The following is a 24,793-nucleotide window of genomic DNA, read 5'->3' on the forward strand; positions in this document are numbered from 1 at the left end:
CGGGGTGTCCACCAGAAGACCTCATCACGCCCTTCAGGTAAACGTCCAACCCTCCGCCCGCGAAAGTCCAACCCGCGGGTGACAGAAAGATGGGCGGGCGGGTGGCGTCCACGAAAATACGTTTCGAGTGCTGTCGCGCTGCCTCTACTGTGGCGCGATGAAGACTGACGTGATCGTCCTCAACGGTGGTTCCAGCGCGGGGAAGTCCGGGATCGCCCGGTGTCTGCAGGCGGTCCTTCCCGATCCGTGGCTGGCCCTGGGGGTCGACACGCTGGTGCAGGCGATGCCCGCGTCCATGCAGGCGTCGGATGCGGGGATCGGTTTCGCTCCGGACGGTCAGGTGAGCGTCGGCCCGGAGTTCCGCGCGCTGGAAGCGGCATGGATCGAGGGGGTCGCCGCGATGGCCCGCGCGGGGGCGCGGGTGATCGTCGATGAGGTCTTCCTCGGCGGAGCGGACTCGCAGAAGCGATGGCAGGAGGCGCTGGGCGAACTGCGGGTGCTGTGGGTCGGCGTCCGGTGCGACGGTGCGGTCGCGGCGGACCGTGAGGTCGCACGGGGTGACCGGCTGATCGGCATGGCGGCGTCGCAGGCCGATGTGGTCCACCGGGACATGGTCTACGACCTGGAAGTGGACACCGCGCGCGCCGAGTCGATGGAGTGCGCCCGGACCATCGCCGCACGCGTCGGCTGACGGACGTCCGGGATGTGCGTCCGGACGCCGGGGAAGGCGCGCAACGTCACGGTCGCCGGAGCCTGACGGCCAGAAAGAGGGGCTGCTGGTGGGTCTTGTCATGGCGACGGGCATCGACCAGCCTGGCCGCTTCCGTCGCGCGTGGTTCCACCAGCTCCTCCAGCACGAATCCCGCACCGAGCAGCTCTCCCAGGAACTGCTCCAGCGTCATCCGCCAGTAGCTGAGGGTGAAGCCGTCGCCGAACGCGAGCTCCACCCGCTCACTGGTGAAGTAGGAACCGCCGAAGTACTGCCAGTCGCCGGTGGGATGAGTGGTGGAGACCAGGAGTGTTCCGCCCGGCCGCAGCACGCGGCGGAGTTCGGCGAGCAGTTGAGCACGTGCGTCGATGTGGTGATAGACGAGGGCCATCACGGCCAGGTCGAACGACTGGTCCGCCAGGAAGGGCAGCGGCTCCTCCAGGTCGTGCCGATGCAGGACGGCCCGGTGGCCGAGCCGCTCCCGCGCGGCCTCCAACAGGGCCTCGCTGCCTTCGACACCCACAACCTGCCGAGCACCCGTCCGCAGCAGTTCGGCGGCGTAGTGCCCGGCACCGCATCCGACATCCAACACCCGCAGCCCGCTCACCTCACCCGCCAGCTTGAGCATGGCCGGCCGGTCGGTGTGCGCGTTGTAGGGGCTGTCCGTGGCCTGCAGGGCGAACTGCCGGCCCATCTCACCGTGATACGCGGTCTCCGCTGTCATGGGCGCATCCTCGCAGGAGCGTCTCGTCAGGGACGGCACAACCGTCTGGCGCCATCAGGGGGCCGCCGCGTCGGGCTGGTGGTACGACGGCCCCGGCCACCGCATCTGCGCGTTCGTCACCGACCTCCTCGTCGACCTGCCCAACACGGCCGAAGGCGTCTGCGACTGATCCCTGGGCAACGTTCCCTTCAGGGACCCGCCGGTCGCCGGAGTCCGCGACCGGGGACGGCCGTGCCGCTGTCCCCGGCGTGGATCAGCGGGGTCGGACCGGCGAGCGCCCGTGCTCGGCGTGCGGCCGACTCGCGCGCCGCTTGGCGCGGGTGTCGGCGCCGCCAGTAGGGGTTGTCGTGCGGGAGACGGCTCGATACCCGCCCGTACATCCCGAAGGTGAGGACGACCAGTCCCATGACGAAGCTGAACATCACGTTGGTCATCCCGAAGTCCAGGACGTTGGCGGGCTTGTCGAGAACGAAGATGTGGGCGAAGCCGCTGAGCAGGAACAGCGCGCCGATGCCCATGTTGAGGGTGGAGGCGAAGTTGCCGCCCACCACCGCGCCCCCGAGCAGGGCAAGGCCGAAGATCACCGAGAGCAGGCTCAGCACCCCGTTGGTGCTCATCCCCAGCAGGTGTCTGCCGGAGGTGTTGAAGGGGCTCAGCTCGTCGGCGAACCCGAGGCACCCGAAGGTGAGCAGCACCAGGCCGCAGAAGGCCGCGCCCCAGCGGTAGACCTGCGCGAGTTTGTGGTCGGTGGGAAGTTCATCGTGGAGTTTCACGGTGCGACCCTTCTTTCGTGCCGCGCATCGGTGGATGCACGTTTCTGGACACTTCTCCACGAGCCGACCTGCCGGTTGCACCCGGCGAGGAATTCTCCGTCCCTCCGCGGTCGTGAGCCCCCGCGTCCCCGGCGTGCCACACCTCCCCCTCGGCCGGTCGAGTGGCTCATGCGCCACGCGCTCGCCGTCCGCATCCGTTTCCCCCTGCCGGGCCGAAGTATGAGGTACGCGACATCCGCACAGAGACGGCTGAGAACGGGTTCGGGAGCCACTCATGGGAAGCATGCCGACGGCGGGGCTCATCTGTCTGGTGACGGGAGCCACCGGATACATCGGGGGGCGGCTTGTGCCGGAGCTCCTCGCGGCCGGGCACCGGGTGCGCTGTCTGGTCCGTACGCCGGAGAAACTGCGGGACTACCCCTGGGTCGGGGACGTCGAAGTGGTGCGGGGCGACGTGAAGGACGGCGCGTCCGTGGCCTCGGCGCTCCAGGGCGTGGACGTCGCCTACTACCTCGTACACGGCCTGGGGGCCGGGCGCGGCTTCGAGGACACGGACCGCCACTGCGCGCGGACGTTCGCGGACGCGGCCGAAGGCGCGGGCACGCGGCGGATCGTCTACCTGGGCGGTCTCACCCCGGCCGGGGTCCGGCCCGAGGACCTCTCGCCGCATCTGCGCTCACGTGCCGAGGTCGGGGAGATCTTCCTCAAGTCGCCGGTTCCCTCGGCGGTGCTGCGGGCGGCCGTCGTCATCGGCTCGGGGTCGGCCTCCTTCGAGATGCTGCGATATCTCACCGAGCGGCTGCCCGTCATGGTCACCCCGAGCTGGGTCGGCACCCGCATCCAGCCCATCGCCGTACGGGACGTCCTGCGCTACCTGACCGGAAGCGCCAACCTGCCCGAGGGCCTGAACCGCACCTTCGACATCGGCGGCCCCGACGTCATGACCTACGAGCAGATGATGCGCCGCTACGCCGAGGTCGCGCGGCTGCCGCGACGGCTCATCGTGCGCGTCCCCATGCTCACGCCCCGGCTGTCCAGCCACTGGATCGGCCTGATCACCCCGGTGCCGCGTGCGCTGGCCCGGCCGCTGGCCGAGTCCCTGCGGCACGAAGTGGTCTGCGACGAGCACGACATCGCCCGGTACGTGCCCGATCCGCCCGGCACCCCTCTCCCCTTCCACCGCGCCCTGGAGCTGGCCCTGCGACGCGTGCGCGACGCCGACGTCACCACCCGCTGGTCGTCGGCCGCGCTGCCCGGCGCACCCAGCGATCCACTGCCCACCGACCCGGACTGGGCGGGCGGCAGCCTGTACACCGACAAGCGGCAGCTGGCGGTCCAGGCCTCACCCTCCGCGCTGTGGCGGGTCATCGAGGGGGTCGGCGGCGAGAACGGCTGGTACTCCTTCCCCCTGGCCTGGGCCGTACGCGGCTGGCTCGACCGGCTGGTGGGCGGCGTGGGTCTGCGCCGTGGACGCCGGGACGCCGAGCGGCTGCGGGTGGGTGACTCGCTGGACTTCTGGCGCGTGGAGGAGATCGAGCCCGGCCGGCTGCTGCGGCTGCGCGCCGAGATGCGGCTCCCCGGTCTCGCCTGGCTGGAGCTGCGCGCCGACCCGGAGCCGGGCGGACACGCCCGGTACCGTCAGCGCGCCCTGTTCCATCCGCACGGCCTGCTGGGCCATCTGTACTGGTGGAGCATCTCGCCGTTCCACGCCTTCCTCTTCGGGGGCATGGCGCGCAACATCGCCCGTGCGGCCCTGGGCACCCGGCCTCCGGGGAGTCGGCGGCAAGGCACCGGCTGACCCGCTTCACGCCGCCCGGTGAGACGCCAGGCGCAACGGGCTCTCACTTGTGGTGCGGGTCGATGAGGGTGCCGAGGGCGTCGAGGACGCGTCGCAGGCCGAAGGCGTAGGCGTGGCCGGGGTCGTAGGCGCTGCCGTGCGCCGCGCCGGCCGCCGCCCCGACCCGGGCGGCCGTGGGGTAGGCGTCCGCGTCGAAGACCCGGGCGAGCAGGGGCGCGTTGGCCTCCCACCACTGCTGGTCGTCCATCGAGCTGTCGTGCCGGGTGGTGCGGGCATCGGCGACGGCGCGGGCACTGGCCTGGACGAAGGCCAGGAGATGGCTCAGGCAGTCGTCCATGGTGACGTCGTCGAGGCCGAGGCCGTCGAGCACGGACAGTTCGTGCTCGTACTTGGCCATCTGCCCCGGCCCCAGCGGTGGCCGGGCGGTGGAGACGGCAGCGGCCCACGGGTGGGACTCGAACAGCGTCATGTTCTCCCGGGCGATCGCGGTGACGCGGTCGCGCCAGGGCTGTCCGGCGGTGTCGGCGCGCGGCATACCGGCGTAGGCGGCATCCAGCATGAGGTCGAGGAGCTCGGCCTTGCCGGGTACGTACGTGTAGAGCGTCATCGGCACCACTCCGAGCGTCTGGGCCACCCGACGCATCGTCAACGCCTCCAGGCCCTCGGCGTCGGCGATGGCGGTCGCCGCCTCCACCACCGCGTCGACGCTCAGTCCGCGTCGCGGTCCGCGTCGGCCGCTGTCCGTGGTCGCGCGCCACAGCAATTGCAGGGTGCGGGCCGGGTCGCCCGCGCTGGTTCGTTCTGTCGCCACGGAGGCATCTTCTCGCACCCTTTCTCTATACGCAGTACAATGTACGATGTACAGAGAAAGTTCGACCGCCACGTTGAGGAGCCCCCGTGCAGATCACCGCCAGTGCCGTGTCGCTGAACGTCGAGGACGTCGCCGCCTCCAGCGCCTTCCTCATCGAGCACTTCGGCTTCCACGAGGACATGGCCGCCGACGGCTTCGCCTCCCTGACCCGCGACGACATCGGGATGAACGTCATATTCCTGCGGCGTGGCCTCGCCACCCTGCCCGCCGACCAGCGCGACGAACACGCCACCGGCCTGATCCTCGCCTTCACCGTCGACGACCTCGAAGGCGAGCTGGCGCGACTGCGCGCCGAGGGAGTCGCGATCACCATGCCGCTCACCGACGAGGAGTGGGGCGAGCGCGCCTTCCAGGTCCGCGACCCCAACGGCGTCATCGTCCAGCTCGTCGACTGGAACGCGCCCACCGGCCGCTGAGCCCACCACGGTTCCGGCCCCGCCCGGCGACGGTGAACACACCCCGGCGGCATGCTCCACACCGAAGCACCGCCGGAGCCAACCGCTAAGCGAGCGCGAGGAGGTGAGACTCGATCATGCGCAGGGCCGGGCGCAGGCCCGTGGGCCGCCCCCACCCGGGCGCGGGCACAGTTCCGGCCCAGCCGGGTCCGGCCAGCAACAGGACGGGGTGTCGCCGTGCGCCTTTGACGCCCCATCCGATGCCCGCGATCCGACGGGCCAGCTCCGGCTGCGCCGTCGTCCGGCTCTGGGACCACAGCACGACCAGGGCGGGGCCGAGCCGGCGCACCGCGTCCGACAGGGCCTCGGCCGGGAGGGCGGGTCCGAACATCCTCACCGGAAGCCCGCGTTGGGCCAGACCGGCGGCCAGGGCCTCCAGCGGCAGGCTGTGCTGCTCCTGCGGAGTGCAGGCCAGCAGCGCGGGCGGCAGTCCCGTCCGCTCCGACGGCGCCCCCACCAGGCCACGCAAGGCGCAGGACACCTGCCAGGACAGCAGGTGCTCGACCTCGACGTACCGCTCCCCGGCGGTCGCCCACTTGCGTCCGACCGCGTGCAGGGTGGGCATGATGATCTCCTCCCACGCGGTGACCAGGCCGTACTCGCTCAGCGCGGCGGCAAGCCGCTCGGTGACGGCGGGCGCGTCCAGGCGGACCGCGGCACGGGCCAGCCCGCGGCACTCCTGGCGGACGTCGCCGAGCGGCAGGGCGTCGCGTCCACCGGGTGTCCGCCCGGCACCGGTCGGCGTGCCGGGGAGGCCCGACACGGCGGGGGTGTTGGGCGTACCGGCGGTGTTCGGCGTGCCGGGGGCGGCGTGCGCGGTGGCGGGCCGGCCGGTACGCACCTCACCCTCCTCGGTCCGCGCCTCCAGTGCCGCCCGCGCGGCTTCGGCCGGGGGAACACCGAGCGCGGCCAGCCGGCACATCTCCTGGACGGTGGCGACGTCGTCCGGCGTCCACCGCCGGTGCCGACCGTCCTCCCGTCGCGCGGGCCCGATGCCGTAGCGGCGCTCCCAGGAGCGGATCGTGGCCGGTGACACCCCCAGGGTGCGGGCCACGGCGCCCGTGGTGCGGACGGCACCGGCGCCCTGCTCGTCGTCCGGTGCCGCACCGCGCGCAGGGGGACTGCTCATGGACCCACCGTACGCGCAACGACGCGGGAAAACCGCTGCAAGTCGGCATCGAGCCGTCTGCACGAGGCCGTGTATACGGCTACCACTCCAGGTAGTGCCGCATCTTGCTGCCCGCACCGCCCGGCCTCAATCGCTGCAAGTGGGTCACCGGCAAATCAATGCAGAAACGCTGCGTCTTGGCCCGAGCGATCAATGGCCACCACCATGCAGATGCCCGGGCTCACTCTGCCGGCACCCGGGACGCCGCGTCCGAGTGGCGCGGTGCGACGCTGGGAGACGCGCATGGACACCACAGACATCCGGCTGTGCGCTTCGCACGCGTACGCCAGGACCGGTGACGAGGAACCGGGCGACGCCGCACTGGGCGCCGGCCTGATCCGCGGCGACCTCCAGTGCTTCGCCGCCCTCTACCGCCGCACCGCGGCCCTGGTCTACACCCTGGCCGTCCGGAAGCTGGGCGACCACGAGGAGGCGCAGGACGTCACCCAGCAGGTGTTCATGGCGGCCTGGCGCGGCAGACAGGGCTACGACCCGGAGCGTGGGCCCGTCTCCGCGTGGCTGGTCGGCATCACCCGCAGGAAGATCGCCGACGCGCTCACCGCACGGACCCGGCGCACCCTCGTCACCACGAGCCTCGCGACGGCGTACGAGGTCCAGCACACCGACGGGCAGGAGGAGCGGTGCGTGCACCGCGTGGTGCTCGACTCCACCCTGCGCACCCTGCCCGCCGCCCAGGGCCGGCTGGTGGCTCTGGCCTACTACCGGGACCTCACGCACACCCAGATCGCCCAACTCACGGGTCTGCCGCTGGGTACGGTCAAGAGCCACATCCGGCGCGGCCTGCTCACCCTGCGCCGCCGCCTCACCGAGACATCAGCGCCCGCCGCGTGAACAAGCGGCCCCACGCATAGCAGCCGGGGCGACACCGTCCTTCTCCCAGCCCTCGCTCACTCCGCGCGTGCGGCTTCCTGCGCCAGCAATTCGTCGAGGTCGCGGAGGCGGTCCAGGCCCCGCACGGCCTGCGCCATCCGCGCATTGCGCTCGAACCGCTCGCGGTGGCGGTGCAGGAAGTTCCAGTACCCGGACGTGAAGGGGCAGGCGTCCTCACCGACGCGTACGGACGGCTTGTACCGGCACGGGCCGCACAGGTCGCTCATGCGGTCGATGTAGGCGCCTCCGGAGGTGTACGGCTTGGTGGTCATGCGGCCCCCGTCCGCGTACTGCGACATGCCGACCACGTTCGGCACCATCACCCAGTCGTAGCCGTCGACGAAGCCGCGGTGGAACCAGTCGGTGACGGCCCGGGGCTCCCAGCCCCGCTGGAGCGCGAAGCTGCCGAGGATCATCAGACGCGGGATGTGGTGCGTCCAGCCGCCCGCCCTGACCTGTTCGAGCGTCCGGGAGAGGCAGTGCGCGTCCGTGCCCTCGGGAGACAGCTCCGCGAACCAGTCGGGCAGCGCCCCGCGGTGGCGCAGGACATTGCTGTCGCGGTACTCGTCGCCGAAGCGCCAGTAGAGGTGCCACACGAACTCGCGCCATCCGGCGACCTGCCGCACGAACCCCTCGGCGCTGTTGAGCGGAGCGTCGCCCGACCGCCAGCGCGCCTCGGCGAGTTCGACGCATTCGGCCGGGTCCAGGAGGCCGAGGTTGAGCGAGGACGAGAGCAGACTGTGGCTCATCGTCGGATCCCCGGAGAGGACGGCGTCCTCGTACGCGCCGAACGTGGCGAGCCGGTGTTCGGCGAAGCGGTGCAGGGCGGCGAGCGCCTCACGGCGGGTGGCGGGAAAGGCGCGCGGCGCGTCCTCGCCGACGAACCGTACGTCGCCGTCACGCGACCAGCGGTCCAGATCCCGGCGCACCTCGTCGTCGATGTCGCTCTCCCGGGGCCGGTACGGCGGTGGAACGCCCAGGTCCAAGGCGCCGCGCGGCGGTGGCTGCCGGTTGTCGTGATCCAGGTTCCACCGCCCTCCGGCCGGACGCTCGCCCTCCATCAGCAGGTCGTGCGACTGGCGGACCCAGCGGTAGAAGTCCTCCTGCCGCAGCTGCTTGGTGCCGCGCCCCTCCGCCCACAGCCGGAACTCGTCGTGCGTCACGAGGAAACCGCGCGCCGGCAGGATCCGTACGGAGGGGAGGGACCGTACGAAGCGCAGCGCCCGGTGGGAGGTGGGGTGATGGACCGTCACGGGCGCCTTCCCCACCGCCTCTTCCAGGCCCTGCCGGTAGGTGTCCGCCTTGACGTACCGCACCCGGTCGCCCAGTTCGGCCGCCCGGTGGCGCATCGCGGAGAGGATCAGATGGGCCTTCGCACGGTGGAACCGCCGTCGCCGGAACACCCCGCGCGCCTCGATCATGAGCAGCGGTGCGTTCCGGCGCGGCCCGCCCCGCGCCGGATCGGTGAAGTGCGGCCCGAGCTGATCACCGAACAGCCAGTGGACCGCTGCGGGCTCTTCCGCTGCCATGCCGCTCCGTCCGTAGCCGGGCACGACCGCCCGTCTGTCCCGTGCGACCGCCCGTCGTCAATCCAACTGCACGCCGACGCCTCCGGCACGGCACGCCACGCGCGTGGCCCACGGGCTCCGGATCACGCCGTATCCGCGGACTGTGAGCCGTCCGTCCGGAGCACCGCCACAGCGGGCCCCGGCGCGGCATCAGGGAATGACGTGTCCGGCGGCGCTGAAGAGGCGGTACCACTCCTCGCGAGTGAGCGGGAGCTCCGAGCCGGCGGCCGATTCCGCGACCCGGCCGGGGTTCGTGGTGCCGAGCACCACCTGCATGTTCGCCGGATGGCGGGTGATCCACGCGACGGCGATGCCGGTGGGGGTCACTCCGTACTTGGCGGCCAGTTCGTCGAGGACCTCGTTCAGCTCCGCGTGGTTTTCGAGGTCACCGATGAAGACACCGTCGAAGAAGCCCTTCTGGAAGGGCGACCATGCCTGCAGTGTGATGCCGTGCAGCCGGGCGTAGTCGAGCAGGCCGTTGTCGCGGTCCACGGACTGGTCGAGTCCGCCCATGTTGGCCGCGATCCCCGAGGCGATCAACGGGCAGTGGGTGATGCTCAGTTGCACCTGATTGGCCACCAGCGGCTGCTGGACGGCGGTCTTGAGGAGGGCGATCTGGCCGGGGGTGTGGTTGGAGACTCCGAAGTTCACGACCTTCCCGGCCGCGTGCAGTTCGTCGAAGGCCGCGGCGACCTCCTCCGGTTCGACGAGGGTGTCGGGGCGGTGGAGCAGGAGCACGTCGAGGTACTCGGTGCGCAGTGCCGCGAGCGACTCCTCGACGGTGCGCACGATGTGCTCCTTCGAGAAGTCGAAGAAGCCGGAGCGGATGCCGACCTTGCTCTGGATGACGATCGACTCGCGGTCGGCGGCGGACAGTTTCACGGCCTGCCCGAAGCGCTCTTCGCAGGCGTGGCGTTCGGGCCCGTAGATGTCGGCGTGATCGAAGGTGTTGATTCCGGCGTCGCGCGCGCTCCCGTATAGGGTGCGGATGTCCTCGTCCGCGAGCTCGGCGATGCGCATCAGACCCAGGACGACGTTGGAGGAGCGGAGTTCGGTGCCGGGGAAGGCGATGGTCTTCATGGGGGCCATCCTGTCGGATTCCGTCGGCCGCCGCTCGGCGGCGGGGCGAGCACGCCAGCCGCTCGTTCTGCGCCGCAGGATCCGGGCGCGGGACTGCGCGGCTCGCCGGTACGAACCCGCCGGGCGGCCACCGTCACGAGAGCGGCGCTGTCGCTGACATCTGGAAGCGGGGGCGCCTCCCTCACTGCAAACAGGCCGCCCGCGCCACGGCCGCCAGGCTGCGGCGCTGCGCCGCGGGCCACGCCGTGGCCCGCCGCTGGTGGACGGACGCGACGCCCAACAGGGTGCCGTCGCGGGTGGTGACCGGCAGCGAGATCACCGCGCCCACCTCCGCGTCCACCAGAACGTCCAGCGCCGGGCTGCCCGCGAAGATCGGCGAGGATACCACCTCTTCCACGACCACGGGTCTGTGGTCCCGGGCAGCCGCCCCGCACGCGGTCTCGCGGTCGGACACCGTCTCGAAGAAGCTCAGGAACGGATGGCGGAATCCCCGCTGCGCCACGATCCGCAGGGCCTCACCGGCGGGTTCGTACAGCTGGGCGTTGCCCATCGGAGCGCCGGTGATCTGGAAGGCCCTCGTCAGCACCGCCGAGACCACGGACTTCCGTCGGCGCCACTCCTGTTCCGGCAGAGGCGCCGTCCGGACCTCCTCGGCGATCAGCCACGCCTCCGGTTCCCGACAGGTCTCCAGCGGGAGGACGACCGCACTGTGGGCGCGCGCCACCATCAGGGCGCCTCCGGCCTCCGCGGCCGACCGGCGGGCGTCGAGCAGGAGGTCCACTCCCGCCATCCCGCAGAACGTCACCCTGCTCAGATCCAGCACGACGCGCTGCGACTGCTCCACCAGCCCGCCCTGGAGCGCCCGGGCGACCACCGGCGCCGACGCGACGTCCAGTTCACCCGCCACATGGACGGTGACCGCCCCGCCCGTACGGGAGACACCCACACGTACGTTGCGTGACGGCCCGGCCCACTCCACCAGCTCACCGGCCACAGTCCGCCACCCATCGCTCATGCCCATACGTGAGAACCAGCACGATCACAGAAGAGGACAGTGCGTCAAATATAGCCACCGTGGATTGATTTAGACCAAAAGCTCACAGAGCCTGCACACGTCCCGTGAGCAGGGCCGTCCCTCCCAGGCCGCTGCCAGGTGCGCACCGGCGTCGTGCCAGATCCCCTCCTCGCGTCACCCGACGAGTCGGAGCCGCAGCTTGAGCAAGGTGAGCGTGTCGAGCCCGAGTCCTCGGCTGAGGAAGTCGCCGAAGCTGCCGTAGTCGGCCACCGCCTGCGCCCTGAACGCGTCCAGGTAGCTGCCGCGCACCTGGAGCAGGGGGTCGAGCAGGTCCGGGTCCTGCATGAGGCCGGCGGCCTTGATCTGGCTCTTCAGCGCGGCGTCCGATGCCGCACGGAGCTGATTGCTCAGGAGGTAGTCACCCTCGGACGTGCCGGCCGGGACACCCACCGCGCGCAGGATGGTGTCCGCGAGGACACCCGTGCGGTCCTTGCCGGACGAGCAGTGGAACAGCGTGGGCTCCTTCGCGTTCGCCACGACGCGGATCGCCGCCCCGAGCGCGGCCCGGTTCGCCGCGTTGGTGACGAAGGCGCGGTAGAGGGCGTCCATCCTCGCCTCGGCCTTGCCGCCGCCGAGCTGCTGCTCCTGGTACACGGGGTCCTTGCTCCGCACCACCATGCCGATGAACGCGAACAACGACGTGTCGTCGACCGGCTGAACGACCGAGGTCACGCCTGCCGGCAGCCGGTCGGCGCCATCGGCCTGCGCCTCGGGCGCGGTGCGCAGGTCGATCACGCTGCCCAGCCCCAGACCGGCGAGCGCGCCCACACCCTCGGGCGGCAGCTTCGACAGGGTCTCCGCCCGGTACAGCACACCCCAGCGGGTGCTTTTGCCGTCGTACGTGCGGTAGCCGCCGACGTCCCGGGCGTTGACCGTGCCGGGTACGGCCAGGACCCGCTGGGCCGCGACGGTGCTGGAGGCGGGGTGGGCGGGGTGCACGGCCGGGGATGCCTGCGCGGTGCCGGACACCACGGGCATCGCCAGCGCCAAGGCAAGCACGGACGTGCTGATGGCGCGTCGTATCGGTGCCACGAAGAGGCTCCTTCCATGGAGAGAGCCGGGAACCTAGCGCGTGGATCTTCAGCCTGGAAGGTACGTGCGTGAACCGACAGCCCGGCCGCACACCGTGACCGTCCGCCCGCTGTGGCCGTTCGCCCGTACTACTCCACCCACACGCCCTCACGCATCACGACCCTGCCCCGCAGCTCCGGCACTCCGCGCCAGGCACGCACGGTCCGCGGCACCACGCGCAGGTACACATAGGGTGCCTCCTCCCCGCGCGGGTCCCAGCCGAACTTGGCCGCGAACGCGTCCGCGGCCTCCGCCGGCACCTCCCTCGCGGGACAGCACTGCGCCTCCCCCTGCAGCAGCACCACGTCGAAGGCGTCCGGCAGCGCCAGGCGTACACGCGGTTCCGCACGGACGTTGCGCACGGTCGCGGAGTTCGCGCTGGTGCACATCCACACGGCCTCTCCGTCCCACAGGAACCACAGGGGCACCTGATGCGGGCCGTGGTCGGGGTGGGCCGTCGACACCCACAGATCGCGCTCCGAACCGAGCCGTGCCAGTGTGTCCCGCCTGCGCTGCGCCGTGTCGCGGCGCATGGTCTCCGTGCCTTGCATGGGTCCCGACCCTAGCCCGCGGGTTCGCGGCGCACATGGGGCGCAGGTCGTAGGGCCGGAGGCGGACCGGCACCCGGACCGCGCACACGCCCGACGGGGGTGGACCTGGAACCACCCCCTTGCCGTGCGAACCCGCAGGGCCCGACCGGACGCGCCACGGCATGCCGATGTAGGCCGCACGGGAAACGCACGGCCCACATCGCGACGCTGTCACAATTGAATTCACCCTGAAGGAGAATTCATTTCCCCACAAGGAAATAGTGGAGTCCTCACGGGACGCGAGCGGAGACGATACCTCTCGGGCACGCCCCGCTCACCGATCAGAGGATCTCGATGTCCTTGACCTTCGGGGGACGGTTCGGGAAGGAAATGTCGGTCCACCGGTTGATGCGGACCGAGTCGCCGTTGACATCGTAGTAGACGAGGTCGTTGTTGCCCGTGGAGATGCGGTCGACCCACCAGCTGCCGAAGGAGACCCGGCCCTTGTTCGCGTAGCAGTCCACGCTGGAGCGGCCGTTCAGGTGCGAGTAGATCTTCAGGAAGTTCTCTCCGCCACGGCACTCGACGTGGTCGATGGCGAACGCGTTACCGGTGGGCATGGCCACCGTGACCGCCGTGGTGGCAGCCATCGCCAGCACCACGGAACGCGCAATCCTCTTCGTCTTCGAGATCACAGGTTCTCCTTCATCCGATGATGGAACGGGGCGCCCACGTCATGGCCGCACAAATGGAGGCATAAAAACTCTCCCCCGCCTCCGTACAGCCCTTGTGTGGCGTCGCCTCTCGGACTTGCTCATCAAATATCACGCAGGACAGGTGCGTACGGCAATCATCTGTGAACCTGTGGGCCGGATTGCTCTCCTAAATGTCTAGATCGATACCGCGGAAAACTGACACGTTTCAATTTCGGCAATGAGGCAGACTTTTGTTCAGTCTCATCCTTTGTACAGACCGTGCGCATCGGTGACGAAGGACTGAACGGGCAGTCCTCCAGGCACAATTACCGTCCGGCGGCGCAGCCACCGGATCCCCCAAGGCCCCACCGCACGGCAGAGCCCGGGGCGCCGACCGCGCCCCGGGCTCTGGGAAACCCCGTCTCACCTGGCCGGATAGGCCAGCAACCCCTTCTCCGTCTGCTCCCACGCCGCCTTCAGCGCGCTGAGGAGCTTCGGCTCGTCCACGGCCCGGTCGGCCTGTTCGCGCCGGTCCCGGGCCAGGTTGAAGAGCTGGTCCTGACCGCTCTTGCCCCGGTAGTACTTCCAGTTGCCCCGCCGCAGCGCGCGCTCACCGCGTACGCGCCAGAACAGCTCGCGCTCGGCCGGCCGCTCCCCCTTCAGCAGGTACGGGGCGAGGCTCGTCCCGTCCAGCGGGTACGCGGGGTGCGGCCGGGCCCCGCCTACCTCCAGGAGCGTCGCGGTCCAGTCGGGGGTGAAGACCGGCTCGTGGCTGACCTGTCCGCCGTCGAGGCGCGCGGGCCAGCGCACGATGGTGGGTACGCGGATGCCGCCCTCCTGGAGGGACGCCTTGTTTCCCGAAAGGGGCCAGTTGTAGGAGAAGCGCTCGCCGCCGTTGTCCGAGGCGAAGAAGACGAGGGTGTCCTCCTCCTGCCCGGACTTCCGCAAGGCGCGCAGCACTTCCCCGACGGACCGGTCCAGGTCCTGCACCATCTGCGTGTACTTCTCGACGGACCCGCCGTCCTGGTGCCAGAGGGCGTTCTTGTCGCCCGCCTTGATCCTGCGGACGATCTCGGCGCTCGTGTCCTCGTCCCCGTCGGCGATCCACGGCCAGTGCGGGGTGGTGAAGTTGAGGTTGAGCAGCCACGGCCGGCCGCCGTGGTCGCGCTGGACGTACTCGGCGGCGCGCTCGGTCAGGATGCGCGTGTAGTACCGCAGGTCCTTGTACTCGGCGTCCCCCTCGCGGACGTCGCCCCGGTAGAGGTCGTACTCTCCGCCGAGCCCCAGCTTCGAGTAGGACTCCAGGGCGCCGCCGAAGTTTCCGAAGAACTCGTCCCAGCCCGACTTGGTGGGCGAGTAGTCCGGCAGGTACCCGCAGTGCCACTTGCCGATGAGCGCGGTCGCGTAACCCGCGTCGCGCAGCAGCGAGGCGAGCGTGGGGTGCGTGGGTTCGAGCCCGGCGGACCGGTCCGCGATCGGTTCCGCCAGACCGCCCTTCGTACGCCCGGGGAAGCGTCCGGTGTACAGGCTGAACCGGGTGGGCGAGCAGGTCGCGGATCCGGCGTAGGCGTCGGTGAACCGCACCCCCTGGCGGGCCAGCCGGTCCAGGTTCGGGGTCTTGATGTGCGGGGCGCCGTAGGAGGAGAGATCGGCCCAGCCGAGGTCGTCGCCGAGGATGACGAGGAGGTTGGGCCGCTTGGCCCGCCGGTGCGCGGCGGCCTTGAACGGCCTTTCCCGCACTGTGCCCTGGGCCTGGGCGTCGGCGGTGGGCACACCGATCGCGGCGGTGGTGCCTGCGGCGACGGCGCCGCCGAAGGCGCGTCGCGACAGCTTCGATTCATGGGTGGACACGGGTGCGCTCCTGAACGGGGCACGGCGCGTCACGGCGCCCCATGCCCGGTGAGATGGGGAAGGGAGGTCGGTTCAGGCAGCGCGACGACACATGGCGCTCGCCACGCGGACCAGGTCGACGTGGCGGCGCTCCACAAGCGTGACCGTGGGGTCGGCGGGCGTCTGCATGGATCAGGAGCCTCGCCGAGCGTGCGTATACGTGTCAACGAGAGTGCCCGGCTGTTCACAAGCGCTTCGTACTCCGGGCTGTCCCGTGCCCTTCGAGCGGGGCCGCCGGGGCGGGCGCGACGGCGGCCCCGGGGCAGAACGCTTCAGGCTTGCGTGGGCAGTCTTTCGGACGGTTCCGCGGTCTGGCGCGCCACCGCCGGTTCGGGCAGGGGTGTGCCGGTGCGCAGCACGTGGTTGACGCGCTCGGTGTCGAGGACGTTCTCCCAGCGGGCGACCACGAGGGTGGCCACGCTGTTGCCCGCGAGGTTGGTCAGGGCCCGGCACTCGGACATGAACTTGTCGATGCCGAAGATGAGCATGATGCCGGCGGCCGGGACCGTGCCGACGGTGGAGAGGGTGGCGGCGAGGGCGATGAATCCGGCTCCGGTGACGCCGCCGGAACCCTTGGAGGTCAGGATCATCACGGCGAGCAGGCCGAGTTGCTGGCCCGGGCTCAGCGGTGTGTCGGTGGCCTGGGCGATGTACACGGCGGCCAGGGACAGGTACAGGGAGCTGCCGTCGAGGTTGAAGGAGTAGCCGGTGGGGACGGTGAGGCCGACGACGTCGCGGGGGATGCCGAGGTTCTCCAGCTTCACCATCAGCCGGGGCAGGGCGCTCTCGGAGGAGGAGGTGCCCAGGACCAGGACGAACTCCTCCCGCAGATGGCGCAGCAGCCGGAAGATGTTGATCCCCATGGCGCCGGTGACCGTGCCGAGGACGACGACCACGAAGAACGCGGACGTGCCGTAGAAGAGGCCGAGGAGCCGGCCGAGGCTGGTGAGGGTGGAGATCCCGTACGTGCCGATGGTGAAGGCCATGGCGCCGAACGCGCCGACGGGGGCGGCCAGCATGACGTAGTGCAGGATCTTGAAGACGACGGCGGAGAGGCGCTGGACGCCGTCGACCAGGGGCTCGCCCACCGGCCCCACCGCCTTGAGCGCGATGCCGAAGAGCATGGACACGAAGATGACTTGGAGGATGTTGCCCTCGGCGAAGGCGCCGACGGCGCTGCTGGGCACGAGGTCGGTCAGGAAGTGCCACCAGCCCTGGTTCTCGCCCCGTTTCACATACTGTCCGGCGTCGCCCGCCAGGTGGAGGTCGCCGGGGTGTGCGTGCACTCCGGCGCCGGGCCGGAAGACGTTGACGGCGACCAGTCCGACGAGGAGGGCGGCGAGTGTGCCCGCCTGGAAGTAGAGCAGGGACTTCAGGCCCACGCGGCCCACGCGTGCGAGGCTGTCGACACCGCCGATGCCGCCCACGATGGTGAGGAAGACGATCGGGGCGATCAGCATTTTGACGGCCGCGACGAAGGTCGTGCCGACCGGTCCGAGCTCGCTGCCGACCGAGGGCCACAGCCAGCCGGTGAGGACACCGGTGACGATGGCGGTCAGCACCCAGAAGTACAGCTGCCGGTACCAGGGCCGACGGGTGGGCTCGCCGTGGGCAGGGGTGTGCGGTGCGGGTGCTGCCATGGCGTGTCTCCTCGTTGCGGAACGGGCGAGGCGCGGTGGCTCAGAGGAGTTCGAGGAGGGTGTCCGTGAACTCGGCCGTGGTCGCCGTTCCGCCCAGGTCGGGGGTGCGGATGTCGGTCTTGGCGAGGACCGAGGCGATCGCTTCCGTGATGTCCCTGGCCGCGGCCGGATGGCCGAGGTGGTCGAGCATCATGGCGGCGGCCCCGATCGCGCCCAGGGGGTTGGCGATGCCCTGGCCCGCGATGTCCGGTGCGGAGCCGTGCACCGGCTCGAACATCGAGGGGAACTCCCGCTCGGGGTTGAGGTTGGCGGCCGGGGCGATGCCGATGGACCCGGCGACGGCTGCCGCGAGGTCGCTGAGGATGTCGCCGAAGAGGTTGGAGGCGACGACGACGTCGAAGCGGGCCGGGTCGAGGACGAACTTGGCGGCCAGGGCGTCGATGTGCTCATGTTCCCAGGCGACTTGAGCGAACGAGGCGGCCCGTTCGGCGACGAGCTGGTCCCAGAACGGCATGGTGTGCACGATGCCGTTCGACTTGGTGGCGGAGGTCAGCCGGCCCGCGCGCCGGGAGGCGAGGGTGAAGGCGTAGTCGAGTACGCGGGTCACACCGGCGCGGGTGAACACCGCCTCCTGGATCGCCATCTCGTCGGGGCAACCGGTGTGGACGCGGCCTCCGGCCTCGCTGTACTCGCCTTCCACGTTCTCGCGTACGACGACGAAATCCACCTCTCCCGGGCGCGCGCGGCGCACCGGGCTGTCGATGCCTTCGTAGACGCGGATGGGCCGGACGTTGACGTACTGACGGAAGCCGCGCCGGATCGGGATCAGCAGCCCCCACAGGGAGACGTGGTCGGGCACGCCCGGATCCCCCACCGCGCCCAGCAGGATCGCGTCCTTGTCGCGCAGCTGGTCGAGCCCGTCGGCGGGCATCATGGCGCCCTCCCCCAGGTACCGCTGGCACGACCAGTCGTCGTAGGAGGTGCAGGAGAGAGCGAATCCATGGCGGCGGCCGAGCACGTCGAGCACTTGCCGGGCCGGGGGCAGCACCTCCGTACCAATGCCGTCGCCGGGGATCAACGCGATGCGGTGTTTCGTCGTCATGCCCCGATTGCAGCAAGGCGGCACCGCACGCGTCCAAGACGCGTTGCGGATCTCCCTGATAAGCCGTGCCTATCAGCTGCCGGGGGCCGGGACGGCCGTGGCGACGAACGCGGCTGCCGCGGGGGACAGTTGCCCTCGGCGGCCGACGAGGACGATGTCCAAGGCGGTCTCCGGCTCGATGTCCAGGACGCGGGCGCCCATTCGCCGGGCGACCTCCCGCCAGGAGTCGGTGACCACGGCGAGTCCGACCCCGGCCAGCACCAGGGGCATCAGCGAGACACGGTGCTCGGTCTCGGCGGTGACGGCGAACTCGATGCCCCGCTCCCGCAGTCCGTCCACGTACGCGCGCATCCCGGTGCCGCGCTGCCCGACGATCAGCCGCTGTCCCGCGAGCTCCCGGCACTCGATCGCCGTGCGGTCGGTGAACGGTCCGTCCGGCGGCACCACCACGACGAACCGCTGGCGCCCCAGCACATGGGCGACCACCTCCTTGCCGGACACGGGACCGGCGCAGGCCACAAGCCCCAGCTCGACGGCGCCCGTGCGCACCAGGTCGATCACGTCACCCGAGGTGAACGCCGCTCTGATGGCCACCGACACACCGGGGTGGCGGCGGCTGAAGGCACTCACCAGTGTCGTCAGCGGCTCCACCGCCTGGGACGGCATGGATGCCACGTCCAGGCGTCCCTCACGCAGCTCGCGCACCGCCGCGACACTCGCCCGCGCCGTCGCCAGACCCCGTACGGCCTCGCGGGCCGGCTCGATGAGGGCGCGTCCCGCCTCCGTCAGCACCGCCCGCCGTCCGATCCGGTGGAACAGTTCGCTGCCGAGGTCGCGCTCCAGTGCCCGTACCGCCTGCGAGAGCGACGGCTGCGACACGTACAGGGCCGAGGCCGCCCGGTGGAAACCGCCACGGTCGACGATCGCGAGGAAGTACTCCAGCTGCCGGATGTCCATCTGCTTCGCCGCCTCGACCTCAACTCGTCCATCGCCAGCCATGGTTGCTCGGAGAATCACACCGGGGCCTGCACGGCGGCTTCCTGGACGGGCGTCCGGGACTCCGGCCGGTCCGGCACGTCGGCCGGGGCGGCGGCGCTCAGGGCCGCCTCGACCCGGCGGTTGCTGGTCATGCTCGACGTGATGACGGTCATGGTGAGGAGGAGACCGGCGGCGGTGTAGAGCGGGGTGCGCACGTCGAAGGTGGTGGCCAGCCAGCCGCCGAGGAAGGCGCCGAACGGGGCGGCGCACATGCCGAGCATGCGCGAGACGGAGGCCACCCGGCCCATGAGGTGGGCGGGAACGATGGTCTGCCGGAGGGAGGGGCCGAGCACCATGGTGGCACCCATGCCCGCTCCGCACACCGCGAGCGAAAGTCCGGCGACGTACGGGTTCGGGGCGGCGGCCAGGCCCAGGATGGCGACTCCCTCGATCGCGGCCGTGCTGGTCAGAGCGGCGCCGGTGCCGAGTCGCCGGCCGAGGAAGGAGGCGATGCCCGCCCCCAGCAGACCGCCGGTGGCCTCCGCCGCCAGGAGCAGGCCGAAGCCGAAGGTGCCGATGCCGAGACAGTCGTGCGCGAAGAGGGCGAGGACGGTCTCCACGGCCATGAAGGCGATGTTCCCGACCGCCGGACGCAGCGCGAGTCCGAGCAGCAAGGTGTTCCGGAACACGTACGAGGCCCCGGCCCGCGCCTGGCGCAGCAGCGACTCACGGGCCTGCGGTACGGGCCGGGCCACGGCGGGCAGCGACCGTACGAGCAGCGCGGAGAGCGCGAACGACACGGCGTCGGCGAGCAGGGGAACCGCCCGCCCGAGTGCGAGCAGCGCGCTTCCCGCGGGCGGTCCCGCGAACCCGGAGGCGGCGGTCTGGGTGCCGCGCAGACGGGAGTTGGCGCGCTCCAGGAGCGCGGGGTCGCGGCCGAGCAGGTCCGGCAGGTAGGCGGTGGCGGCCGTGTCGAAGAAGAGTCCGCCGAGACCGAGCAGGAAGGCGACGGTCGCGAGCAGCGCGATGCTCAGCCCGTCGAGCGCGGCGGCTGCCGCCGGTACGGCGAGGAGCACCGCGCGCACCGCGTCCGTGACCCACATCGTGCGACGCCGGTCCCAGCGGTCCACCAGCGCGCCGCCGAGCACCCCGAACAGGAGCCACGGCAGTGTTCCTGCGGCGCTGACGACGGCGAGTGCCATCGGGTCCCGCGTCAGTGTCAGGGCGAGCAGCGGCAGGGCGGCGTGCGAGACCCCGTCGCCGAGCGAGGAGACCGTCTGCGCGGTCCACAGGCGCCCGAACCCGGTCGGCAACTTCTTCATGTCTGCGGTCACTCTCTTTATGTCTGCTGTCACTTGGCGTCTCTTTCGGTCGGGGCGGGCGAGGCGGGGTGGAACAGGGCGAAGACGAGGGAGGTGTCCGGGAGTGCCGGGTCGGACAGCTCCCGGTACTCGTCCGCCAGTGCGTGCAGCCGCGCTCCCAGCTCGGCGAACTGCTCGTCGGTGAGGCGCAGGTGCGCCATCCGCACGTGCCGCGCGCTGTCGGCCGGGACGGCCTCCAGGTCCGCCACGGCGTGCCGCATCAGCACGTCCGGTCCGCCCTCGCCCGGATCCGGCAGCACGAGCGCGCGTGCGGCCATCGCGTAGTACCGCTCGGTGACTCCCCGGACCTTCCGGGTGCGCACCACCTTCACGAGACCGGCCCGTTCGAGCAGCCGGACGTGGTAGCTGGAGCTGCCTTTGGCGAGGCCGACGCGTTCGGCGATCTGGGTGATCGTGGCGGGCTCGAAGCGGAGCACGGCCATGATCCGGTGGCGGGTCAGATTGGAGACGGCACGCAGTTGCTCGTCAGTGGTGACGTGGAGCGTCTCCGGAAGATCATCAGTGGGCATGCGTCAATGGTCAACGTTTCTTGACCATTGCGCAAGGGGTTTGCCCGGACGACTTGAGATCTTGTGCTGGACCCTTGTCCCACAGGGACGTGGCCGTGCAGGTGCTCGGCCGTGCGGGGACTTGGCCGGGTACTGTCGTACGGGCGCTCGCGTATGTGCCCCCCGCGGGTGAGGCGTGCCGGATCAGGCGGGTCGGCGCCGCTCGAACCACCGGGCGACCGGCACCACCGTGATCCCGTGCAGCAGGACGCTCAGCAGGACGGTCATGCACATCGCGTCGACGACGAACAAGGTGTCCCCTTCGTCCGGCAGGTGGGTGGCGGCCAGCACGCCGAACACGATCGAGGTGACCCCGCGAGAGCCCAGCCAGCCCACCGCGGCCCGCTCCGGCCAGCGCAGGTCGGTGCCGCTCAGGGAGAGGACGACCGGCACGAACCGTGCCACGGTGAGCGCGAGGAGCGCGTACCCCACCACCGCCCAGTCGGCGTGGTCGGTCAGGGAGTCGGTGGTGAGCCCGCCGAGCACGAACCACACGGCGAAGGCCATGACCTGGGCGACGTCGTGCACGAGTTCCAGATTGTCGCTGCCCAGCTCGTGCGCGGTGGGCGCGTAGCACAGCCCGGCCACGAAGGCCGCGACGAAGCCGTTGCCCCCGGCCAGGACCGTGGCCGAGTAGGCGAGGAACGGCAGTGCCAGACTCGCCAGGCGCAGGCTGCTCATGCCGGACCACCCGGCGGTGAACGCCCCGCGCACCAGCCGGGCGGTCAGCACCCCCAGCACACCCCCGACGACCAGCGCGAGGCCCGCCTGTTTGACGGCGGTCCAGATCAGTTCGTGCAGGGTGTTGCCCTTGGTCTCGGCGATGTTGGCCACGCAGAACAGGAAGACCGGGCTGATCAGTCCGTCGTTGAGGCCGCCCTCGAAGTTGAGCGCGGCCCGCACCTTCAGGGGGACGCGGACGTCGCGCAGGACGGCCGAGATCGGGGCCAGGTCGATGGGCATGACCACCAGGGCCGTCACCACCAGGAGCCACCAGCTGTTGCCGGGGAAGAGCAGCGCCCCGAAGAAGGTGGCGAGGGCCACCGAGACGGGCAGGGCGATGGCGAGCAGCCGCCATTCGCCGACGGTGCGCTGCAGACGGTCGTACTCCTTGGACTCCGACGCGTCGAGGAAGAGCAGGACCGCCAGGACCAGTTCGGCGCCGCGCTGCAGCCCGTGCCAGTCCAGGTCGATCGGCACGACCGGGTCGGCTCCCCCGCCCAGGGCCAAGCCGGCCACCACGAACGCGAGGGGGGCGGTGACGCTCCAGCGGGCCAGCCGGTCCGAGGTCAGCGACCACGCGAGCAGCAGGGACAAGCCGATCAACAACGCCGTCATGCACGCTCTCAGAGGGGGAGTCGCGGCCACGCACACCGACAGGGGCTCCTGCCGTCCTCAGTCTCCCTCCGCCCGGCGCTCTCCCCCCAACGCGACACGAGCCGTCCACCCGCCGAGGTCGGGCGGGCGGCGGGACGGAGGTGTCCGGGCGGCAGGACCTGCCGCGACTGCAGCGGGCCATGGGGCGGCGGCCCGGCGCCGCCCCATGGCCCCCGGGCCGTCAGGCCACGCTGGTGAACTTGCCGCCCTCACCCGCGTACAGGTTGGTCGTCTGCCGCGAGAACGGGGCCGTGGCCGAGCCCGTCGACTGGTACACGTAGGTGCCGCCGGGGCCGTAGGCGATCATGTCCGGGCGTCCGTCGCCGGTGACGTCCCCGGCGCCGACGAGCTGCGAGAAGGCGTTCCAGCCGCCGCCGATCCGCACCCGGGAGGCGAAGTTGCCGGTGCCGTCGCCCTGGTAGAGCCAGAGCACGCCGGACGCGTCACGGGCCACGAGGTCGCCCGCCGCACCCCCGGCGATGTCGCCCACCGCGGTGATCTGGTTGTAGACCTGCCACCCTCCGCCGACCTTGGTGCGGGCGGCGAACGGGGCGGACGCGCTGCCCGTGCCCTTGTAGAGCCACAGGACCCCGGAGGCGTCGGTGGCCAGCAGGTCGGGGCGGCCGTCGCCCGTCAGGTCGCTGCCGCCGGCGATCTTGTTGTAGACCTGCCAGCCCGCCCCCACCTTGGTACGGGACGCGTAGGTCCCGTCGCCCTTGCCCAGGTAGAGCCACAGGACGCCCGAGGTGTCCCGGGCGACGACGTCCCCCGTCGGAGCGCCCGCGAGGTTTCCCACCGCCTCGATCTGGTTGTAGACCTGCCACCCTCCGCCGATCTTCGTCCGCTTGGCGGTGGTGACCCGGCCCGCCGGGGGCCAGTCGAACAGGTCGTCGCGCCACAGCACGCCCGAGGCGTCGCGCGCCAGGACGTCCGTCGAGCCGTTGTCGTTGTAGTCGTGCGGGTTGGCCTGGCGGGAGACCTGGAAGCTGCCGGACGCGGTCGCGGCGGCGCCGCCGTCGGCCGGGGTCGCCGTGATCTGCCAGTCGTAGCCGCCGTTGGGGGCGCTGATGCCGTTCAGCACCCCGTCCCAGGCGAAGGCGTAGCGGTTGTCACCGGCAGCCGCGACACGCGTGGTGAGCCGGTTGCCGGTGGCCGCGTGGGTGAGCGTGAGGTCCACGGTGGCGTTGGCGCGCGACAGCGTCCACTCCATCGCCGCCTTCCGGCCCGCCTGTTCCAGGTTCACCTCCGTGGGCACGTTCGACGCGGTCACCGTGAGGGCGCGGGAGCGGCCGGTGTCCGCGACGAGCGTGACGGCGGGACGGCCGCCGCTCCCGTCCGTGATCCGGAACAGCCCGTCCGCCTCGGCCGTGGAGCCGCGGACGAGCAGGCTGCCGTCGGGCGCGTGGGCGACGCTGGAGAAGTGCTCCAGGAGCTTGTACGGAGCCTCGCCGTTGGTGATGCCGCGCGCGTACAGGGGGCTCGTCGTCTCGTCGGCGGCCTGGCCCGGGGCCCCGTACAGAAGTGTGTTTCCGGCCACTCCCGCGATGACCGCGCGGCTGAGGGAACGGTCCATGGTGAACGTCCTCAGCGGTCCCGTCCCGGCCACCACGAGCTTGGTGCCCTCGGCCGGGTACTCGGTCCACGCCTTGTAGTCGGCGGTGTAGGCGCCCGTGGAGTCCTGGTTCCAAGGTCCGGCATTTGAGGTGCCGCCCCAGTCGACGACCGAGTGGTTGTTGACGTTGGTGACCGCCTTCCAGTACTCGGTGCGGTAGGTGGCACCCGAGAACACCCGGCGGCTGCCCAGCACGATCAGGTCGTGCCCGGTGGAGGCCACGACCTTGTAGTCCAGGCCGTAGGTGCCACTGGTGAGCTTCGTCTTCTGGTCGACGCCGTTGACCTTGGCGAGCTGCCACAGCTCGCGGTAGTCCCCGGTGCCCGGAACGCTCACGAAGAGGTCGTGGCCGACCACGCCCACGAGCCGGGACCCGGGCTTGAACACGGCCGCGAGCTCGAACGACGTGTACCAGGTGTCCCCGTTCTTCATGTCCCGCAGGAAGACCGAGCTGCCGCCGTCACTGGTCACGACGGTGTCGGAGTTGCTGTCGTGGCCCATGGTCCCGGTGTTGACGGGCATCACCGAGCCGTCGGCGTACTTGTGCCACTCCAGGACCGTGTTGCCGAGGTCGCCCTTGCGGGAGGTCAGGTACCCGGTGTCGCCCGTGCTGACGATCTCCGCGTCGACGGGGAGCTTCGCGCCTTCGGCCGGGGACGCGGCCACTCCCCCGGCCGTGGCGGCGGGAGCGGCCACGGCCCCGGGCGAGGCCAGGACACCGGCACCGACCGTCACGGCGAGAACGGTCGCGGCACAGGCGCCGAGACGACGGCGGGTGGTACGTACGGAAGCCAAGGAAGTCCCCTCTGATCAGCACATCGGCACGCACAGCGGCGCGTGCCGAACGATCAGACCC

The 24,793-nt window shown here is 71.0% G+C and carries 24 protein-coding genes; 5 read left to right on the plus strand and 19 right to left on the minus strand.

The genetic code is table 11. The features are described from left to right. Positions 1-157 precede the first annotated feature (157 nt). Positions 158-691 carry a chloramphenicol phosphotransferase CPT gene (gene cpt, locus AB5J87_RS01270; RefSeq protein WP_369372904.1) on the plus strand — a complete coding sequence of 178 codons (534 nt, stop codon included), beginning with the start codon at positions 158-160 and terminating at the stop codon, positions 689-691. A 46-nt stretch (positions 692-737) separates the two neighbouring features. Here cpt and AB5J87_RS01275 read toward each other — a convergent pair whose 3' ends face one another. After that, positions 738-1,433 carry a class I SAM-dependent methyltransferase gene (locus tag AB5J87_RS01275; protein WP_369372906.1) on the minus strand — a complete coding sequence of 232 codons (696 nt, stop codon included), beginning with the start codon at positions 1,431-1,433 and terminating at the stop codon, positions 738-740. Here AB5J87_RS01275 and AB5J87_RS01280 point away from each other — a divergent pair. Continuing rightward, positions 1,432-1,602, plus strand: a complete 171-nt coding sequence (locus tag AB5J87_RS01280; protein WP_369372908.1) for a hypothetical protein — start codon at positions 1,432-1,434, stop codon at positions 1,600-1,602. The genes AB5J87_RS01275 and AB5J87_RS01280 overlap by 2 nt on opposite strands. Positions 1,603-1,621: 19 nt before the next feature. On the opposite strand, the gene AB5J87_RS01285 is transcribed toward AB5J87_RS01280, so the two are convergent. Next, positions 1,622-2,206, minus strand: a complete 585-nt coding sequence (locus AB5J87_RS01285) for a DUF4383 domain-containing protein (protein WP_369372910.1) — start codon at positions 2,204-2,206, stop codon at positions 1,622-1,624. Positions 2,207-2,480: 274 nt separating this feature from the next. Between AB5J87_RS01285 and AB5J87_RS01290 the strand changes: the two genes are divergently transcribed. Further along, positions 2,481-4,004: an SDR family oxidoreductase gene (locus AB5J87_RS01290; RefSeq protein WP_369372912.1), complete on the plus strand. Its 1,524-nt coding sequence runs from the start codon at positions 2,481-2,483 to the stop codon at positions 4,002-4,004. A 43-nt stretch (positions 4,005-4,047) separates the two neighbouring features. On the opposite strand, the gene AB5J87_RS01295 is transcribed toward AB5J87_RS01290, so the two are convergent. Continuing rightward, positions 4,048-4,815 carry a TetR/AcrR family transcriptional regulator gene (locus AB5J87_RS01295; RefSeq protein WP_369372914.1) on the minus strand — a complete coding sequence of 256 codons (768 nt, stop codon included), beginning with the start codon at positions 4,813-4,815 and terminating at the stop codon, positions 4,048-4,050. Positions 4,816-4,901: 86 nt separating this feature from the next. Here AB5J87_RS01295 and AB5J87_RS01300 point away from each other — a divergent pair, with 86 nt between their 5' ends. Further along, positions 4,902-5,291: a VOC family protein gene (locus tag AB5J87_RS01300; RefSeq protein ID WP_369372916.1), complete on the plus strand. Its 390-nt coding sequence runs from the start codon at positions 4,902-4,904 to the stop codon at positions 5,289-5,291. A gap of 85 nt (positions 5,292-5,376) precedes the next feature. Here AB5J87_RS01300 and AB5J87_RS01305 read toward each other — a convergent pair whose 3' ends face one another. After that, positions 5,377-6,459, minus strand: coding sequence for a MerR family transcriptional regulator (locus tag AB5J87_RS01305; protein WP_369372918.1), 1,083 nt, complete (start codon positions 6,457-6,459; stop codon positions 5,377-5,379). 282 nt (positions 6,460-6,741) lie between these two features. Between AB5J87_RS01305 and AB5J87_RS01310 the strand changes: the two genes are divergently transcribed. Continuing rightward, the gene (locus tag AB5J87_RS01310; RefSeq protein WP_369372920.1) at positions 6,742-7,350 is read left to right on the plus strand and encodes a sigma-70 family RNA polymerase sigma factor; all 609 of its coding nucleotides are present in this window, start codon (positions 6,742-6,744) and stop codon (positions 7,348-7,350) included. A 56-nt stretch (positions 7,351-7,406) separates the two neighbouring features. Here the strand turns inward: AB5J87_RS01310 and AB5J87_RS01315 are convergent, their stop codons facing one another. The 15 genes from AB5J87_RS01315 to AB5J87_RS01385 all read right to left on the minus strand — a co-directional run bounded on the left by AB5J87_RS01315 (position 7,407) and on the right by AB5J87_RS01385 (position 24,732). Beyond that, positions 7,407-8,918: a cryptochrome/photolyase family protein gene (locus AB5J87_RS01315; RefSeq protein WP_369372922.1), complete on the minus strand. Its 1,512-nt coding sequence runs from the start codon at positions 8,916-8,918 to the stop codon at positions 7,407-7,409. 189 nt (positions 8,919-9,107) lie between these two features. Then, positions 9,108-10,037, minus strand: a complete 930-nt coding sequence (locus AB5J87_RS01320; protein WP_369372924.1) for an aldo/keto reductase family oxidoreductase — start codon at positions 10,035-10,037, stop codon at positions 9,108-9,110. Positions 10,038-10,218: 181 nt separating this feature from the next. Continuing rightward, positions 10,219-11,052 carry an STAS domain-containing protein gene (locus tag AB5J87_RS01325; protein WP_369372926.1) on the minus strand — a complete coding sequence of 278 codons (834 nt, stop codon included), beginning with the start codon at positions 11,050-11,052 and terminating at the stop codon, positions 10,219-10,221. Between the two features lie 174 nt (positions 11,053-11,226). Beyond that, a complete protein-coding gene (locus tag AB5J87_RS01330; RefSeq protein WP_369372928.1) occupies positions 11,227-12,144 on the minus strand; it encodes a tyrosine-protein phosphatase in 918 nt (305 codons plus the stop codon). Positions 12,145-12,272: 128 nt separating this feature from the next. Next, on the minus strand, positions 12,273-12,734 hold the full coding sequence (locus tag AB5J87_RS01335; RefSeq protein ID WP_369372930.1) for a pyridoxamine 5'-phosphate oxidase family protein: 462 nt from the start codon (positions 12,732-12,734) through the stop codon (positions 12,273-12,275). Positions 12,735-13,054: 320 nt separating this feature from the next. Continuing rightward, entirely contained in the window at positions 13,055-13,408 is a 354-nt protein-coding gene (locus AB5J87_RS01340; RefSeq protein ID WP_369372932.1) for a beta/gamma crystallin domain-containing protein, read from the minus strand. 423 nt (positions 13,409-13,831) lie between these two features. Next, positions 13,832-15,187, minus strand: coding sequence for a sulfatase (locus tag AB5J87_RS01345; RefSeq protein WP_369383322.1), 1,356 nt, complete (start codon positions 15,185-15,187; stop codon positions 13,832-13,834). 144 nt (positions 15,188-15,331) lie between these two features. After that, a complete protein-coding gene (locus tag AB5J87_RS01350) occupies positions 15,332-15,427 on the minus strand; it encodes a putative leader peptide (protein WP_369372934.1) in 96 nt (31 codons plus the stop codon). Between the two features lie 143 nt (positions 15,428-15,570). Then, complete coding sequence (dctA, locus tag AB5J87_RS01355) at positions 15,571-16,938, minus strand: C4-dicarboxylate transporter DctA (RefSeq protein WP_369372936.1); 1,368 nt, start codon at positions 16,936-16,938, stop codon at positions 15,571-15,573. Positions 16,939-16,978: 40 nt separating this feature from the next. Beyond that, on the minus strand, positions 16,979-18,040 hold the full coding sequence (locus tag AB5J87_RS01360; protein WP_369372938.1) for a tartrate dehydrogenase: 1,062 nt from the start codon (positions 18,038-18,040) through the stop codon (positions 16,979-16,981). A 72-nt stretch (positions 18,041-18,112) separates the two neighbouring features. After that, positions 18,113-18,997: a LysR family transcriptional regulator gene (locus AB5J87_RS01365; RefSeq protein WP_369383323.1), complete on the minus strand. Its 885-nt coding sequence runs from the start codon at positions 18,995-18,997 to the stop codon at positions 18,113-18,115. A gap of 56 nt (positions 18,998-19,053) precedes the next feature. Further along, positions 19,054-20,331 (minus strand): MFS transporter, encoded by a 1,278-nt coding sequence (locus AB5J87_RS01370; protein WP_369383324.1) that lies wholly within the window; start codon positions 20,329-20,331, stop codon positions 19,054-19,056. Between the two features lie 38 nt (positions 20,332-20,369). Next, the gene (locus AB5J87_RS01375; protein WP_369372940.1) at positions 20,370-20,909 is read right to left on the minus strand and encodes an ArsR/SmtB family transcription factor; all 540 of its coding nucleotides are present in this window, start codon (positions 20,907-20,909) and stop codon (positions 20,370-20,372) included. Between the two features lie 183 nt (positions 20,910-21,092). Beyond that, positions 21,093-22,286, minus strand: coding sequence for a cation:proton antiporter (locus AB5J87_RS01380; RefSeq protein ID WP_369372942.1), 1,194 nt, complete (start codon positions 22,284-22,286; stop codon positions 21,093-21,095). A 220-nt stretch (positions 22,287-22,506) separates the two neighbouring features. Next, positions 22,507-24,732: an FG-GAP repeat domain-containing protein gene (locus AB5J87_RS01385; protein ID WP_369372944.1), complete on the minus strand. Its 2,226-nt coding sequence runs from the start codon at positions 24,730-24,732 to the stop codon at positions 22,507-22,509. Positions 24,733-24,793: the final 61 nt, after the last annotated feature.

It is taken from the genome of Streptomyces sp. cg36 (genome assembly GCF_041080675.1).
Lineage (GTDB): Bacteria > Actinomycetota > Actinomycetes > Streptomycetales > Streptomycetaceae > Streptomyces.

Bases quoted from the DNA above. Each gene is read 5' to 3' on its own strand.
- cpt (WP_369372904.1), top strand. From the start codon at position 158: ATGAAGACTGACGTGATCGTCCTCAACGGTGGTTCCAGCGCGGGGAAG.
- AB5J87_RS01275 (WP_369372906.1), bottom strand. From the start codon at position 1,433: ATGACAGCGGAGACCGCGTATCACGGTGAGATGGGCCGGCAGTTCGCC.
- AB5J87_RS01350 (WP_369372934.1), bottom strand. From the start codon at position 15,427: ATGCAGACGCCCGCCGACCCCACGGTCACGCTTGTGGAGCGCCGCCAC.
- AB5J87_RS01315 (WP_369372922.1), bottom strand. From the start codon at position 8,918: ATGGCAGCGGAAGAGCCCGCAGCGGTCCACTGGCTGTTCGGTGATCAG.
- AB5J87_RS01280 (WP_369372908.1), top strand. From the start codon at position 1,432: ATGGGCGCATCCTCGCAGGAGCGTCTCGTCAGGGACGGCACAACCGTC.
- AB5J87_RS01380 (WP_369372942.1), bottom strand. From the start codon at position 22,286: ATGACGGCGTTGTTGATCGGCTTGTCCCTGCTGCTCGCGTGGTCGCTG.
- AB5J87_RS01365 (WP_369383323.1), bottom strand. From the start codon at position 18,997: ATGGACATCCGGCAGCTGGAGTACTTCCTCGCGATCGTCGACCGTGGC.
- AB5J87_RS01335 (WP_369372930.1), bottom strand. From the start codon at position 12,734: ATGCAAGGCACGGAGACCATGCGCCGCGACACGGCGCAGCGCAGGCGG.
- AB5J87_RS01310 (WP_369372920.1), top strand. From the start codon at position 6,742: ATGGACACCACAGACATCCGGCTGTGCGCTTCGCACGCGTACGCCAGG.
- AB5J87_RS01305 (WP_369372918.1), bottom strand. From the start codon at position 6,459: ATGAGCAGTCCCCCTGCGCGCGGTGCGGCACCGGACGACGAGCAGGGC.
- AB5J87_RS01325 (WP_369372926.1), bottom strand. From the start codon at position 11,052: ATGAGCGATGGGTGGCGGACTGTGGCCGGTGAGCTGGTGGAGTGGGCC.
- AB5J87_RS01290 (WP_369372912.1), top strand. From the start codon at position 2,481: ATGGGAAGCATGCCGACGGCGGGGCTCATCTGTCTGGTGACGGGAGCC.
- dctA (WP_369372936.1), bottom strand. From the start codon at position 16,938: ATGGCAGCACCCGCACCGCACACCCCTGCCCACGGCGAGCCCACCCGT.
- AB5J87_RS01360 (WP_369372938.1), bottom strand. From the start codon at position 18,040: ATGACGACGAAACACCGCATCGCGTTGATCCCCGGCGACGGCATTGGT.
- AB5J87_RS01320 (WP_369372924.1), bottom strand. From the start codon at position 10,037: ATGAAGACCATCGCCTTCCCCGGCACCGAACTCCGCTCCTCCAACGTC.
- AB5J87_RS01375 (WP_369372940.1), bottom strand. From the start codon at position 20,909: ATGCCCACTGATGATCTTCCGGAGACGCTCCACGTCACCACTGACGAG.